At 72.3% G+C, this 15,230-nt stretch carries 10 protein-coding genes; 3 read left to right on the top strand and 7 right to left on the bottom strand.

The features are described from left to right. Nucleotides 1–58: 58 nt before the first annotated feature. Nucleotides 59–1,474, bottom strand: a complete 1,416-nt coding sequence (gene proS, locus B7P34_RS23520) for a proline--tRNA ligase (protein WP_106679543.1) — start codon at nt 1,472–1,474, stop codon at nt 59–61. Nucleotides 1,475–1,772: 298 nt separating this feature from the next. Between proS and B7P34_RS23515 the strand changes: the two genes are divergently transcribed. Then, entirely contained in the window at nt 1,773–2,594 is an 822-nt protein-coding gene (locus B7P34_RS23515) for a class I SAM-dependent methyltransferase (RefSeq protein WP_106679541.1), read from the top strand. A gap of 156 nt (nt 2,595–2,750) precedes the next feature. On the opposite strand, the gene ffh is transcribed toward B7P34_RS23515, so the two are convergent. From ffh to nsdA, 5 genes are all read right to left on the bottom strand, one after another. Continuing rightward, nucleotides 2,751–4,295, bottom strand: a complete 1,545-nt coding sequence (ffh, locus tag B7P34_RS23510) for a signal recognition particle protein (protein ID WP_106679539.1) — start codon at nt 4,293–4,295, stop codon at nt 2,751–2,753. 76 nt (nt 4,296–4,371) lie between these two features. Then, the gene (locus B7P34_RS23505; RefSeq protein ID WP_106679537.1) at nt 4,372–6,867 is read right to left on the bottom strand and encodes a [protein-PII] uridylyltransferase; all 2,496 of its coding nucleotides are present in this window, start codon (nt 6,865–6,867) and stop codon (nt 4,372–4,374) included. A gap of 89 nt (nt 6,868–6,956) precedes the next feature. Next, nucleotides 6,957–7,295, bottom strand: coding sequence for a P-II family nitrogen regulator (locus tag B7P34_RS23500; RefSeq protein ID WP_030369327.1), 339 nt, complete (start codon nt 7,293–7,295; stop codon nt 6,957–6,959). Continuing rightward, nucleotides 7,292–8,602, bottom strand: a complete 1,311-nt coding sequence (locus B7P34_RS23495; RefSeq protein WP_223268147.1) for an ammonium transporter — start codon at nt 8,600–8,602, stop codon at nt 7,292–7,294. The genes B7P34_RS23500 and B7P34_RS23495 overlap by 4 nt, the downstream gene beginning before the upstream one ends. Nucleotides 8,603–9,009: 407 nt before the next feature. Beyond that, a complete protein-coding gene (nsdA, locus tag B7P34_RS23490; protein ID WP_106679535.1) occupies nt 9,010–10,500 on the bottom strand; it encodes a transcriptional repressor NsdA in 1,491 nt (496 codons plus the stop codon). Between the two features lie 473 nt (nt 10,501–10,973). Here nsdA and B7P34_RS23485 point away from each other — a divergent pair, with 473 nt between their 5' ends. Beyond that, nucleotides 10,974–11,651, top strand: coding sequence for a bifunctional DNA primase/polymerase (locus B7P34_RS23485; RefSeq protein ID WP_106679533.1), 678 nt, complete (start codon nt 10,974–10,976; stop codon nt 11,649–11,651). Between the two features lie 191 nt (nt 11,652–11,842). Here the strand turns inward: B7P34_RS23485 and ftsY are convergent, their stop codons facing one another. Next, the gene (gene ftsY, locus B7P34_RS23480; RefSeq protein WP_106679531.1) at nt 11,843–13,087 is read right to left on the bottom strand and encodes a signal recognition particle-docking protein FtsY; all 1,245 of its coding nucleotides are present in this window, start codon (nt 13,085–13,087) and stop codon (nt 11,843–11,845) included. A gap of 209 nt (nt 13,088–13,296) precedes the next feature. Between ftsY and B7P34_RS23475 the strand changes: the two genes are divergently transcribed. Next, nucleotides 13,297–14,781 carry a purine-cytosine permease family protein gene (locus B7P34_RS23475; RefSeq protein WP_106679529.1) on the top strand — a complete coding sequence of 495 codons (1,485 nt, stop codon included), beginning with the start codon at nt 13,297–13,299 and terminating at the stop codon, nt 14,779–14,781. Nucleotides 14,782–15,230 lie beyond the last annotated feature (449 nt).

Below are 15,230 nucleotides of genomic sequence, written 5' to 3'. Positions count from 1 at the left end.
CTCCGTAAAACGCCGCATGGGGCGCCGCCTCATGCGCCGCCCCATGCCTCCGCCGCTCCTAGTAGGCGCGCGCCACGATCGCGATCGCTCCCGGTGCGTCGTCCGACTCCGGCACGGAGCCGTCCTCGCTCACCAGGCAGCGGACGGTCACGGCCTGCTCGGCCAGCTTGGCCTCGCCCTCCGGACCCAGGTCCGCCCAGCGGATCCGCGCCCAGCCGCCGGCCACGGCGGCCTCGGCGGCCTCCTCGATAGTCTTCACGTCGGACGTGCGGGACTCGCGGCGCTCGCGCGACTGGGCCAGCAGCAGCGCCTGGTCCTCCTCCAGGACCTTCGGCAGCATCCCGACGAGTTCGTCAATGCGGACCGGCTCCTTGCCGCCGGGGATGCGGCGGGCCAGCATCGCGGTGCCGTTCTCCAGGTCGCGCGGGCCGACCTCGATGCGCACCGGGACGCCCTTGAGCTCCCAGTCCACGGCGCGGCGGCCGAACGGCGTGTCCGTGCGGTCGTCGACCTGCACCCGGATCCCGGCGGCCTTCAGCTGGTCGCCGATCTCGCGGACCTTGGCGATGACGGCGTCGTCACCCTTGATCGCGAGGACGACGGCCTGGACCGGCGCCAGGCGCGGCGGGACGCGCAGGCCGTTGTCGTCGCCGTGCGACATGATCAGGCCGCCGACCATGCGGGTGGAGGAGCCCCAGGAGGTCTGCCAGACCAGCTCCTGCTTGCCGTCCTTGGACAGGTAGGAGGTGTTGAAGGCCTTGGCGAAGTTCTGGCCGAGCTCGTGGCTGGTGCCCATCTGCAGCGCCTTGCCGTCACCCATCATGCCCTCGAGCGTGAGGGTGTTGATCGCGCCCGCGAAGCGCTCCTTGGGCGTCTTGCGGCCGAGGACCACGTCGATGCCCAGGACGTTGATCATGAAGTCCGCGTAGACCTCCTTGTGGATGTACGCGGCGTACTCCCGGGCGTCCTCGTACGTGGCGTGGGCGGTGTGGCCCTCCTGCCAGAGGAACTCGGTCGTGCGCAGGAAGACGCGCGGGCGCATCTCCCAACGAACCACGTTCGCCCACTGGTTGATCAGCAGGGGCAGGTCGCGGTAGCTCTGCACCCACTTCGAGAAGTAGTCGTTGATGATCGTCTCGGAGGTGGGGCGGACGACGACCGGCTCCTCCAGCTCCTTGCCGCCGCCGTGCGTGACGACGGCGAGCTCGGGGGCGAAGCCCTCGACGTGCTCGGCCTCGCGCGTCAGGTACGACTGCGGGATGAAGAGGGGGAAGTACGCGTTGGAAGCGCCCGCGTCCTTGATGCGCGCGTCCATCTCCTGCTGCATGCGCTCCCAGAGCCCGTACCCGTACGGCCGGATGACCATGGTGCCGCGCACGGGGCCGTTGTCGGCCAGCTCGGCCTTGTTGATCAAGTCCTGGTACCAGCGCGGGAAGTCGTCCGCCTGGGGGGTGAGAATGGGAGCCTTTGCCATGATGCGAATGGTACGGGCCCGATCCGTCCGAGCGTGAATCCGCTGTTCCGGTACCCCTCCCCCGCCCCGCTCGTGCGCCGCCCGGGCTGCGTGAGCGCCCTTGTGCGCCTCCCGTGCGGATGCGCCCGGCACATGCCATCGTGGGCGTACGGGAACGCGCCCGCGCCACCCCCTGGACTCGGGAACGGATGCGGAGTTCCCTGGCACCAGGGGGTGCTTTTCCGGCAACGCGCACGGCAGCACACGGGGGCGGTGGATCGGGCATGCACACGTCTCTCGGCGGATTGGGGCGCTTTCCATGACACCTACGCTCGTACGGCGGCACCGGCCGTCCTCTTCGTCGCCCGAGTCGCGGGCCCGCGACTGGGCGGAAATCCAGGAACGGATGCTGGTGCCGCTCTACGAAGCGGTGTACGAGCGCCTCGAGGTCGGATCGGGCACCAGGCTGCTCAGCCTGGGCTGCGGTTCCGGCCTGGCCCTGCTGATGGCGGCCGCCCGCGGTGCCACGGTCTCCGGCGTGGACCCGGACGGACGCCGGCTCGCACTCGCCCGCGACAGGCTGCTGCCCGAGGGCGGCGGCGCCGCGCGCCTGGGGCACGGGGCCCCCGAGAGCCTCATGGAGGGCGGCGCCCCGGCCTTCAACCTCGTCACCGCCTTCGACCCGCTGTACTGCGCGGGCGGGAGCGCGCACGACATGGCCAGGGCGCTCGCCCGGGCGGCCTCATGCGCCCAGCGGGGCGCCCCCGTGGTGCTGGCGGGCTGGGGTCCCCAGGAGCGCTGCGCGGCGTCGGGGGCGCTTCGGGTCGCGGCCCGGCTCGCGGACCCCATGTGCGCGCCGGCGCGCTGGCGGCCGAGCGGGCGCGACGACCTGGAGAACCTGGCGCATGAGGCCGGTCTCCGGCCGGACGGCTCGGGGCGGGTCGCCTGCCCGTACGGCTATGCCGACATGGGCAGTGCGGTGCGCGGCATGCTCTCCACCGGCGCCTTCGACGCGGCCGCCCGCGCCACGGACGAGGAGCAGGTCACCAAGGAACTCGTCGAGGCGCTGCACCCCTACCTGCGCCGCGACGGCACGGTGTGGATGCCCAACGTCTTCCGCTACCTGATAGCGCGCGCGTAGCGAAGGTCCGCGTCCGGCGCAGCAAAGCGACGGCGCGTACGCCACAGCCCCCGCGGCCTCTCGGCTGTGGGGGCTGTGATGTTTATTTGCGAAGCGGTCGCCTACGGACGCTGCCCGCGTACGCGCTCACGGCGGCGCGCTGCGGGCCGTGCCCGGTCAGCCCATGAACTTCTTGAACTCCTCCGGGAGTTCGAAGTTCTTCGCGTCCTGGCCGGCGGGCAGGCCCAGGGCGCCTCCGGCCTGCTGCTCGCGACGGGCGGCCGCGGCCTGCTCCTCGGCCTTGCGCTTCATCGGGTTGCCGCTCTGGCGCTTGCCCTTGGCCTGCTTCTGCTGCTTCTTCTTGCGGCCGGCGCCGCCGCCCATGCCCGGCAGGCCGGGCATCCCCGGCATGCCGCCGCCCTGCGCCATGCGGGACATCATCTTGCGGGCGTCGAAGAACCGCTCCACCAGGTTCTTGACGGCGCTGACGTCCACGCCCGAACCCTTGGCGATGCGGGCCCGGCGCGAGCCGTTGATGATCGTCGGGTCCTGGCGCTCGGCCGGGGTCATGGACTTGATGATCGCGGCGGTGCGGTCGACGTCGCGCTCGTCCAGGTTGTTGATCTGGTCCTTGATCTGCCCCATGCCCGGCAGCATGCCGAGGAGCTTGCTGATGGAGCCCATCTTGCGGACCTGCTCCATCTGCGACAGGAAGTCGTCGAGCGTGAACTCCTTGGGGCCCTTCGCCAGCTTGGCCGCCATCTTCTCGGCCTCGTCCTGGCTGAAGGTCTGCTCGGCCTTCTCGATCAGGCTGAGCATGTCGCCCATGCCCAGGATGCGGGACGCCATGCGGTCCGGGTGGAACGCGTCGAAGTCGTCCAGCTTCTCGCCGTTGGAGGCAAACATGATCTGCTTGCCGGTCACGTGCGCGACCGACAGGGCGGCACCGCCGCGGGCGTCGCCGTCGAGCTTGGAGAGCACCACGCCGTCGAAGCCGACGCCGTCGCGGAAGGCCTCGGCGGTGTTGACCGCGTCCTGGCCGATCATGGCGTCGAGGACGAAGAGGATCTCGTCCGGGGAGACCGCGTCGCGGATGTCCGCGGCCTGCTGCATCATCTCGGCGTCGATGCCGAGGCGGCCGGCGGTGTCGACGATGACGATGTCGTACTGCTTGGTGCGGGCGAACTCGATCGAGTCCTTGGCGACCTGGACGGGGTCGCCGACGCCGTTGCCCGGCTGGGGCGCGTAGACGCCGACACCGGCGCGCTCGGCGACGACGGAGAGCTGGTTGACGGCGTTGGGGCGCTGGAGGTCACAGGCGACGAGCAGCGGGGCGTGGCCCTGGGCCTTCAGCCAGCGGCCGAGCTTTCCGGCGAGCGTCGTCTTACCGGCACCCTGGAGACCGGCGAGCATGATGACGGTCGGAGCGGTCTTCGCGAAGCGCAGCCGGCGGGTCTCGCCGCCGAGGATGCCGATGAGCTCCTCGTTGACGATCTTGATGACCTGCTGGGCGGGGTTGAGGGCCTGCGAGACCTCGGCACCGAGCGCCCGCTCCTTGACCTGCTTGATGAACGAGCGGACCGCGGGCAGGGCCACGTCCGCCTCGAGCAGGGCGATACGGATCTCGCGCGCGGTGGCGTCGATGTCCGCCTCGGAGAGGCGGCCCTTGCCCCGGAGGTTCTTGAAAGTCGCTGCGAGGCGGTCGGAGAGGGTATCGAACACGGTGGTCGCGGATCCTTCTTGTTGAGTGTCAAGTCGGCGGCTGACCCCCAAGGGTATCCGCACCCTCCCGGTGCGGTCAGCCGCCCAGCGCCTCCTCCGTCGCGCGAGCGATCGCGGAGGCGGCACGGGGCGTGAGCGCGGCCCCGTCCGGGCCGGTCACATAGAACGCATCCACCGCACTGGCCCCGAGCGTGCTCACGCGGGCGCTGCGCACCCAGACCCCCGCCTCGTCCAGGGCCCGGCCGATGCGGTGGAGGAGGCCGGGCTCGTCCTGGGCGCGGACCTCCAGGACCGTGGCCCCGTGCGAGGCCGCCGCGGCGACCGTCACGCTCGGCGGGGCGTGCACCACGCCCCGCCGGCGCCTGCTGTACGCGGCCTCACGCTCGGCCAGGCGGGCCGGGACGTCGAGGGAGCCGTCGAGGGCGCGTACGAGGTCGTTGCGCAGCCGGGCGGCCCCGGGCGGGGAGCCGTACTCGGCCGCCACCCGCCAGTTCAGCAGGAGCGCTCCGTCCACCGCGTGCAGGTCCGCGGCCCGTACGGTCAGCCGGTGCAGTGCCAGGACGCCGGCCGCCGCGGGCAGCACGCCGGGCTGGTCGGGGACGGCGATCCGCAGCTCCACGCCGACGGGGGCCGTGTCGCCGTCCCCGGCGGGCCCCGTGCCCTCCGGGCGGGATTCCAGCGTCACGGCGGGGGCGCCCGTACGGACGGCCTCGGCGGCAAGCCGGAGCGCCTCCTGGCCGGGCGGGGCGGGCGCATGGGGCGCCGGAGCCCCGTCCCCCGCGAGGGCCGCCGCGGCCCGGCGGACCAGGTCTGCGACGAGCGACGCGCGCCAGGCGCTCCATGCGGCGGGCCCCGTGGCGAGGGCGTCGGCCTCGGTGAGGGCGTGCAGGAGCTCCAGCGTGGCCGTGTCCGGTACGGCGTCGGTGACGGTGCGGACGGTGGCGGGGTCGGCGAGGTCGCGCCGGGTGGCGGTGTCGATCAGCAGCAGGTGGTGGCGGACGAGAGTGGCGAGGGTGTCGGTGTCGGCGGCGTCGAAGCCGGTCCTGCGGGCGATGTCGCGTGCGAGGCCCTCGCCCACGACGGAGTGGTCGCCGGGCAGCCCTTTGCCGATGTCGTGCAGCAGGGCGGCGACGAGCAGGAGGTCCGGACGGCCGACGCGGCGCGTGAGGGCGGCGGCGCGGACGGCCGTCTCGACGAGGTGCCGGTCGACGGTCCAGCGGTGGACGGCGTTGCGCTGGGGGCGGCAGCGCACGTGCTGCCACTCGGGCAGCAGTGAGGAGATGATCCCTTCGGCTTCGAGGGCCTCCCAGACGGGCACGGTGGGCGGCCCCGCGCCGAGGAGGGTCACGAGCTGTTCGCGGGCCTCGGCGGGCCAGGGCTGTGGCATGGGGCCCGCCGAGGCGGCGAGGCGGCGCACCGCATGGGGCGACAGCGGCAGGCCAGCCTGGGCCGCCGCCGCGGCCGCACGGAGCGCCAGGACGGGGTCCTTCTCGGGCCGCGCGGTACGAGCCAGCCCGGCCTCGCCGTCCTGTTCGACGACCCCGTCGGCGAGGGAGAGCCGCTCGACCTCGGCGAACCCGCCGCGGCCCCCGCGCCCGCCCAGGACGCGGCGCAGCCGCGGCCGCACGGAGCGGGCGCGCAGGACCCGGCCGACCTCGCGCCAGGTGATGTCCGCGGCGTAGGAGACCGTACGGGCGGCCTCGTACACGCCGTGCAGGAGGGCGTCGGCGTCGGCGAGACCAAGGGCCTCGGCGACCTGGTCCTGCTCCTGGAGGGCGAGCCGGTCGGTGGCGCGCCCGGTGGTGAGGTGGAGGGCGTCGCGGACGTCGAGGAGGTGGGTGCGGGCGCGTTCGAGCCCCGCGCGAGGGGCGTCGGCGAGCCATGAGGCGGCGACGGCGCGCAGGGCTGTGGCGTCGCGGAGGCCGCCCCGTGCCTCTTTGAGATCGGGTTCGAGGAGGAAGCGGAGCTCGCCCTGGTGCCGGGAGCGGTCCTCACCGAGTTCGCGGAGTTCGGGGAGGCGGGTCGGGGCCTGGGCGCGCCAGTCCGCATAGGCGGTGGTGCGCAGGGCGGCGGTGAGCTGTTCGTCGCCGGCGAGGTGGCGGGCGTCGAGGAGGCCGAGGTGGACCTTGAGGTCTCCGGCGGCGGTGCGGCGGGCCTCGGCAGGGGTGCGTACGGAATGGTCGAGGGCGAGGCCCATGTCCCAGACGGGGTACCAGACGCGGTCGGCGATGGCGGCGATCTTGGAGATGTCCGCGGAGCCGTCGTGCAGGAGGAGGACGTCCAAGTCGCTGCGGGGGGACAGTTCGCCGCGCCCGTAGCCGCCGACGGCGACGAGGGCGACTCCCCTGGCCTCGCCCAGCAGGGCGCCGAGCCACTGGTCGGTGAGGCGGGCGAGGGCGGCGCGGCGCGGCGGTCCGGTGAGCGCCCCCTGGTGCAGGAGGCGCAGCCGGGCCGCCGCGTAGCCGCCGGGTTCGGTGTCGGCGGGGCGGGTCTGCGGGCCGGTCAACTCGGCTCCCTTCGCGGCGTGCTGGACGGTCGCGTCCGGTGGGGCGGGGGCGGCAGGTGGGTCCACCGGCCCCGGCTCCGGCCGGTGGGGCCCTGTGGATCGAGTCCGGGCGGAGCACGTCCGGCCGGCGGGGCCCGACGAGCCGGGCCCCCGGGTCAGATGGCGTCCGGGCCGCGCTCGCCGGTGCGTACGCGGACGACGGTCTCGACGGGGACGACCCAGACCTTGCCGTCGCCGATCTTGCCGGTGTGGGCCTTCTTGACGATGACGTCGATGACGTCCTCGGCGTCGCTGTCCTCGACAAGGACCTCTATGCGCACCTTGGGGACGAGGTCGACCTGGTACTCGGCACCGCGGTAGACCTCCGTGTGGCCGCGCTGGCGGCCGTAGCCGCTGGCCTCCGTGACGGTCAGGCCCTGGATGCCGAAGGTGCGGAGGGCTTCCTTGATGTCGTCGACGCGGAAGGGCTTGACGACTGCGGTGATGAGCTTCATACGTCCACCTTCTTGTTCTGCGGCGTGCCCGCCTGGTCCGGTCCGGCCTGTTCCGGGGTGCCGGCCGGGCGCTGCGGGGCGGGCGCTGCGCTGCGGGCGACAGCACCGACACCGGTGAGGTCGTAGGCGGTCTCGGCGTGGAACGCCTGGTCGATGCCGCCGACCTCGTCGTCCTCGGTGGCCCGGAAGCCGATGGTCTTGTCCACGAGTTTGGCGAGGAGCCAGGAGACGGCGAACGAGTAGGCCATGACGGAGAAGGCCCCGACGGCCTGCCGGCCGAGCTGCGTGGCGCCACCGACTCCGTCGGTGGCGAGGAGGCCGACGAGGAGGGTGCCGATGACGCCGCCCACGAGGTGGACGCCGACGACGTCGAGGGAGTCGTCGAAGCCGAACCTGAACTTCAGGCTGACGGCCCAGGAGCACACGGCGCCGGCGACGACGCCGATGAGGAGGGCGCCGAAGGCGTTGACGGCGGCTCCCGAGGGGGTGATGGCCACGAGGCCCGCGACGGCGCCCGAGGCGGCGCCCAGGGTCGTGAAGGCCCCGTGCCGGATGCGCTCGTAGGCGAGCCATCCGAGCATGGCGGCGCCGGTGGCGACCTGGGTGTTCATCGCCATGTTGGCGGCGGTGCCGTTGGCGGCGAGCGCGGAGCCCGCGTTGAAGCCGAACCAGCCGAACCACAGCAGCCCCGTGCCGAGCACCACCAGCGGCAGGCTGTGCGGGCGCATGGGGTCCTTCTTGAAGCCGATGCGCTTGCCGACGACGAGGACGGCGGCGAGCGCGCCGATGCCCGCGTTGATGTGGACGGCGGTGCCGCCCGCGAAGTCGATCACCTTGAGCTTGAACAGCCAGCCGTCGGCCTGCCAGACCCAGTGGGCCACGGGGAAGTAGACGACGCTGACCCAGAGGGTGATGAACAGGGCCCAGGCGCTGAACTTCACGCGGTCGGCCAGCGCACCGCTCATCAGCGCGGGGGTGATCACGGCGAACATCATCTGGAAGAGGGCGAAGGCGAAGACGGGAATGCCTTCCTTGCCTCCGGTCAGCGTCTCGGGGCCGATGCCCTTGAAGCCGATGTGGCCGAGGTCGCCGAGCAGGCCCACGCCGACGTCGTCGCCGAAGGCCAGCGAGTAGCCGAAGAGCACCCACAAGACGGTGACGATGCCGAGCGAGACGAACGACATCATCAGCATGTTCAAGGCGCTCTTGACTCGCACCATGCCGCCGTAGAAGAAGGCCAGTCCCGGTGTCATCAGCATCACGAGTGCGGCACTGATCAATACGAATGCGGTATCCGCGCCATTCATGGTCGGTGTCTCCTCGAAGCGGTGGCCCGAGCGGGCCGGTTTTCGCCATGAGGTTGGCGCAGCGGGATTTCAGCCGATGAAGCTGCTTGTTTCGCCGCAGTGACGAAGGCGGCGGGAGTGTTACGCCCGGGTGAAGCGGACGCGGCGGGTGCGTGATCGCCGCTACGCTCCGCCGCTTCCCTCCCCCCGGGGTCAGAGGCCGGTGCTCCTGGGGCGTGAGGCCGGGCATGAGGCCGGGAACGGAGCAGGGCATGAGGCCCGGCGCGGGGCCGTGCATGAGGCTGGATGCCGTGCATGAGGCCGGATACAGGCCGGCCGCGGCGTCCTCCCGGGGTGACCTGGCATGGGGGAGCCGAGTCGGGTTGTTCGGGAGGAGCACCGCGGCCGGGTAGAGGGGCCGGCAGGGGTCAGACCGCCTGGGCGGCTTCCGCCGATTCCGGCAGTTGGACGGAGATCTGCTCGGTGAGGGCGAGGACTTCCGCGACGTCCCCGTAGTCGCGCGCGGCATTGCCGACGGTCTTGCGCAGGCGGTTGTTGACCCGCTCGGAGCGCACCTGCTTGGCGAGCTTGAGCGCCTTCCCGGCGAGGACGGTGGACTGCTCGGGCTCGCCCTCCATGAGGTGGACGGTGGCCATGCCGATGAGATTGAGCGCGTACGAGCGGTGGTGCTCGGTGTCCTGCGCGAAGAGCTCCACTGCGCGCTCCATCTTGGGCCGGGCGAGGGAGGCGTATGTGGGGCTGCGGCCTGCCACGTAGGCGAGGTCGCGGTAGGAGTGGGCGTTCTCCGCGTTGAGCTCGGCCTCGGAGAAGAAGCGGATCCAGTCGGGGTCGCCCTCGCCGGAGGTGCAGTCGGAGAAGCAGTCCTCCGCCATGGTGACCGCGCGCTTGCACTTGGCGGGCTGGCCCATGTTGGCGTACGCGCGGGCCTCCACTGCGTACAGCATCGCCTGTGTGCGCGAGGTGGCCGTTTCGCGGGCTCCGTACTGGCCGAGGTGGATGAGCTCCAGGGCGTCCTCGGGGCGGCCCAGGTGGATCATCTGACGGCCCATGCTGGAGAGGATGTACGCCCCGAGGGGGCGGTCTCCGGCCTCCTTGGCGGCGTGGAGCGCGAGGACGAAGTACTTCTGCGCGGTGGGGTGCAGGCCGATGTCGTAGCTCATCCAGCCGGCCAGCTCGGCCAGCTCCGCCGCGGCCTTGAACAGGCGCTTGGAGGTGGCCTCGGGCTGGGGCTCCTGGAGCAGGTCGGTGACCTCGTGGAGCTGGCCGACGACGGCCTTGCGGCGCAGGCCGCCGCCGCACTGGGCGTCCCACTGGCGGAACATCATCGTGGTCGACTCGAGGAGGTCGAGCTCGGGGCCGGAGAGGCGGCCCGGCCGCGAGCGCTCGTGCGACAGCGGGCCGGAGCCGTCCTTGCCGCCGAGGCCGGGGGCCAGCCAGCGCTGCATGGGCTCGATGAGCGAGGGGCCGGCGGAGAGGGCGAGCGAGGCGCCGAGGAAGCCGCGCCGGGCGAGCATCAGGTCGCTGCGGGAGAACTCGCTGATCAGCTCGACGGTCTGCGGGCCCGCCCAGGGCAGGTCGACGCCGGAGACGGACGGGGACTGGTGGGCCGCCCGCAGGCCGATGTCCTCGATGCCGACGACGCAGCCGAAGCGCTCGGAGAACAGCTCCGAGAGGATCTTCGGGATGGGCTCGCGGGGCTGCTCGCCGTCCAGCCAGCGGCGCACGCGCGAGGTGTCCGTGCTGATGTGGTGGGCACCCAACTGCCGTGCCCTGCGGTTGACCTGGCGCGCCAGCTCGCCCTTGGACCATCCGCTGCGCAGGAACCAGGAGCCCAACTGCTCGTTGGGGCGCTTGTCAGCCTTCTCGGCACCGCCAGCGCCGCTGCCGTTGCTGCCCACCTGGAAGCCCCCATCCCGAACTCTGCTGTCTGTGCGTGAACCGTGTGAACCACCCACAGCTTGCCGCCTTTTGCGGCCGTCCGTGTGGCGATGCACCCCCGGCCGCGGAGAATTCCGGCCGGGCGACAAGGCGGTCCGTGCCTCCGGCATACCCACCGGTGGGGCACATCTCCCATGGGTTCGTGCACCGAAAGTAATCCTACGATCACTGCTGAGGCGAGGGCAGTCCAGTAAACGCCACCATTCGCCACCCCAAGGAATGAACCCCGCCGCACCGCCACGCGATTGACTTGACACCAGACGATCAGGGAGGGCCCGAAGAGGAGGTGGACCGGTGCATGCCCCGGCGCGCGCCTCACCCCGCACCACCGGCCGCACACCGTCACGCCGCCTCCTGAAGGGATTCGGCAACGGTCCGTGTTCGAGACACTCCGACTCGTAACCATCCGCGAGCACGACCCGTTGGAGGGGGCATGGGCTTCACAATCGGCGGCATCCGGGACCTGCGCTCTGGCTCTCGGCGCCGCGGACGCGCGTCCGAGTGCGTGACGACGGTGGCGGAGTACACCGGCCTGTGGGGGTGGGATGTGGTGCCCGGCGCCCGCGCCTCCCGGGCAGGGCGTCCGTCGGGCGCGGTCTGTTCATGCGGTGCCGGCGACTGCCCCTCCCCCGGCGCTCACCCGCTCTCCTTCGCCCCGCCGGTGCCCGCGGGCGCCACGCTGGATGCCGCCGCGGCCGCATGGGCCGAGGTGCCGGGCGCCGCCGTACTGCTGCCCGTGGGGCGCTCCTTCGACGTCCTGGAGGTCGCCGAGGCGGCCGGACGGCACGCCCTGGTGCGGCTGGAGCGCATGGGGCTGCCGCTCGGGCCCGTGGCGCTCACGCCGGACGGCCGGGCGCTGTTCTTCGTCGCCCCGGGCGCCGCGCAGGAGCTCCCCCAGCTGCTCTACCGCATGGGGTGGGACGACGCCCGGCTCGACCTGCGCTGCATGGGGCCCGGCGAGCACGTCACCGCGCCCCCCTCGGACCACGCCGGCCTCGGCCCCGTGCGCTGGCTCCGCCCGCCCACGCTGGACACCGCGGGGCGCCCCCCGCAGGCCCGGCTGCTCCTCGGCACCCTCGCCTATGTGTGCCACCGGTCAGCGGCGTCCTGAGCCGCGGCGGCCGCGCCCCGGCCCGGCCCGCCCCGTACGAAAGGGCCCCTTTCGCAGCTGCACCTGCGGAAGGGGCCCTTTCTCGGCTTGCCCGGCGCCGGCCGGGGGCGCGGGCACATGCGCCCGTGGAGCGCCGGCCCGGCGCCGCGGCCGTAACCCGGCTGATGAGCCGTACGGCGGGCCGTAGCGCGTCAGTCGCCGATGAGCGCGTCGACGAAGGCCTCGGGCTCGAACGGCGCGAGGTCGTCCGCGCCCTCGCCGAGACCGACGAGCTTCACGGGCACGCCCAGCTCGCGCTGGACGGCCACGACGATGCCGCCCTTGGCGGTGCCGTCGAGCTTGGTGAGGACGATACCGGTGATGTTGACGACCTCGCCGAAGACGCGCGCCTGCACGAGGCCGTTCTGACCGGTGGTGGCGTCCAGGACGAGCAGCACCTCGTCGACCGAGCCGTGCTTCTCGACGACCCGCTTGACCTTGCCGAGCTCGTCCATGAGGCCGGTCTTGGTGTGGAGCCGGCCGGCGGTGTCGATCAGGACGACGTCGGCGTTCTCGGCGATGCCCTCCTTGACCGCGTCGAAGGCGATCGACGCCGGGTCGCCGCCCTCCGGCCCGCGGACCGTGCGGGCGCCGACGCGCTCGCCCCAGGTCTGCAGCTGATCGGCCGCGGCGGCGCGGAAGGTGTCGGCCGCGCCGAGGACGACGGACTTGCCGTCGGCGACGAGCACGCGGGCGAGCTTGCCCGTGGTGGTGGTCTTGCCGGTGCCGTTGACGCCGACGACCATGACGACGCCGGGCTTCTCCTCGCCGTTCACGCCCACGCCCGGCTCGGTGTGGACGGAGCGGTCGGCGTCGGTGCCGATGAGGGTGAGCAGCTCCTCGCGGAGCAGGGCGCGCAGTTCCTCGGGGGTGCGGGTGCCGAGCACCTTGACGCGCTCGCGGAGGCGCTCGACGAGCTCCTGCGTGGGGGCGACGCCGACGTCGGCGGTCAGCAGGGTGTCCTCGATCTCCTCCCACGTGTCCTCGTCGAGGTGCTCGCGGGACAGCAGGGTCAGCAGACCCTTGCCGAGCGAGTTCTGGGAACGGGACAGCCTCGTGCGCAGCCGCACGAGGCGGCCGGCGGTGGGCTCGGGCACCTCGACCGCGGGCGCGGCGGGGGCTTCGGGCTCGGCCGGGGCGGCGGGCGCCTCGGGCTCGGCTTCGGCTACCGGCGCACCGGCGCCCGGGAGCTCGACCTCCTCCACGGTCCGGCGCGGCTCGGCGCTCGGGGGCTCGGCCTCCTCGCCTACGTGGGGCTCGGCGGGCGGCGCGGTGACGGACGGGCTGCTCGGCGGGGCCGGGGGCAGCTGCTTCTTCTTACGGCTGCTGACCACGAGCCCGCTGATCGCGCCGAGCGCGACCACAGCGATGACTACAGCAAGGATGACGATTTCCATAACGCCCCCAGTATCGGACACCGCGCTGCCGGTCGGCGGTCCCGACGGGCGACCTGCGCCTTTAGGGATTCCTCCAAGGACTAATCGCCCCAATGGGCTAAAGTTGGAGCAAAGTACGATGGCGTGGGGCTGTGCGACGCGCGTAGAGTCCCCCAAGACCTTTTCTGCCCCGGCTTCCCGCCCCGCTTCACCCGCACGGAGCCCCCCACATGGACAACGCGTCCAACCTGTCCACCGCCGAATCCGGCGGCGCGATAGAGACCCGCGGCATCGAGCCCGTTCCGGATCACGAGCGTCACGGCCGGGTCCGTGAGCTCTTCCCGACCTGGGTCGCCGCCAACATCAGTGTGCTGCTGCTCACCATGGGCGCGGCCCTGGTGGTCTTCAACAAACTGAACTTCTGGCAGGTCCTGATCGTCGCCGCCTGCGCCGCGCTCGCGTCGTTCGGCATGGTCGGCGTCCTGTCGGTCTCCGGCAAGTGGGGCGGCGCGCCGGGCGCGATGCTCTCCCGCGCGACGTTCGGCGTCCGCGGCAACCTCTTCCCGGGTGCGATCCTGTGGGTCGCGCGCTTCGGGTGGGAGACGATCAACGCGGTCACCGGCGCGTACGCGGTGCTGACCGTTCTCGACCTGGTCCTCGGGATCAAGAGCAACACCCCGCTGATCGTCATCACGCTCTTCGCGTTCGTCGCGTGCACCTTCCTGGTGAGCGGCATGGGGCGCAAGGCGCTCAACGTGTGCAACAAGTGGTCGACGTACCTCTTCGGCATCTTCAGCGTCCTGGTGCTCGTCTACCTGATCGCCAACATCAAGTGGGACGACGTCTTCTCCAAGCCGGCCGGCACCACGGCGATGATGATCGCCGGCATCGGCACCATCGCCGCCGGCGGCATCAGCTGGGTGCCCACCGGCCCCGACTTCGCGCGCTACCTGCCCCACGCGGCGTCCGGCAAGAAGATCGTCGGCGCGACCATCTCCGGTGCGGGCCTCGTGATGGTCCCCATGGTCCTCATGGGCGGGGTCATGGCCGTCGCCACCCCCGACCTGGCCGAGGCTCCCGACCCGGTCTCCTTCCTCGGCGACATCCTGCCGACCTGGCTGGCCGTCCCGTACCTGATCACCGCCATCGTGGGCATGCTGCTGATCAACAGCCTCTCGATGTACTCGGCCGGGTTCACCGCCCAGACCATGGGCGTCAAGCTGCCCCGTGCCATGGCCGTCAGCATCAACGCGATCATCTCGCTGGTCGGCGGTCTGCTGCTGATGCTGGTCGCGAAGAGCTTCCTCAGCTCCTTCATCACCTTCCTGATCCTGCTCGCGGTCTCCTTCTCCGCCTGGATCGGCGTCTACGCGGTCGACATGGCGCGCCGCAAGTCCCGCGCCGTGCGGTACGACGCGGAGGCCCTCATGGACACCGGCCGCACCAGCCGCTACTGGTACGTGGGCGGCTTCTGCTGGCAGGCGATGACCGCCTGGACGGTCGCGCTGGCCGCGGGCATCTCCTTCACCCAGTGCGACTGGTTCACCGGCCCGCTGGCGTCGACGTTCGTCGGCAAGTACGGACTGGGCTGGGCCGCCACGATCGCCATCTCGGCGCTGATCATGGCTGTGCTGCCGACGCCGCGCGAGGTTCCGGCGGCGGACGCGGCGGGTGCCGCCGCCGACGACTCGGAGCGGGTGAAGGTCGGCGCCTGACGCGCCCACAGCTCCCTGCACGAGGGCGCCCCCACTGCTACGGCGGTGGGGGCGCCCTCATTTTGTGCCGGTGTTGGTGCTGGTGCTGGTACAGGTGCCGGTGGCCCCGTGCGGTGCGGATGCGCGCTGCGGCGGCAGGGAATGCCGACGGCACGGACCGGGCAGACAGGCGACGGGGGAGAGACGACAGTCGGCAGACGACAGACGACGCCGTAGTAAGCGGTACGGCGTTGCCGGAGGTACGCATTGCGGCCGGCGCCACGCTGCCGGTCGTACGACGGGGCCGGTCCGCATGAGGCGGGACGTGCAGCCTGCGGCACGGCGCAGGGGTGCGCTCCGGGCCGCCGCACGAGGCAGGGGCATGAGGCGCGGGGCGGTGCGTGCGGCGGGCCGCATGGGGCGGCCTCATGCGGCCCCATGCGGGGCCCCGGTGTGCCTCATGCCCCCGC

The sequence above is a fragment of the Streptosporangium nondiastaticum genome (assembly GCF_003011965.1).
Lineage (GTDB): Bacteria > Actinomycetota > Actinomycetes > Streptomycetales > Streptomycetaceae > Streptomyces > Streptomyces nondiastaticus.
Note: the sequence above shows the minus strand (reverse complement) of the source record. Positions and strands in the feature narration are given on the sequence as shown.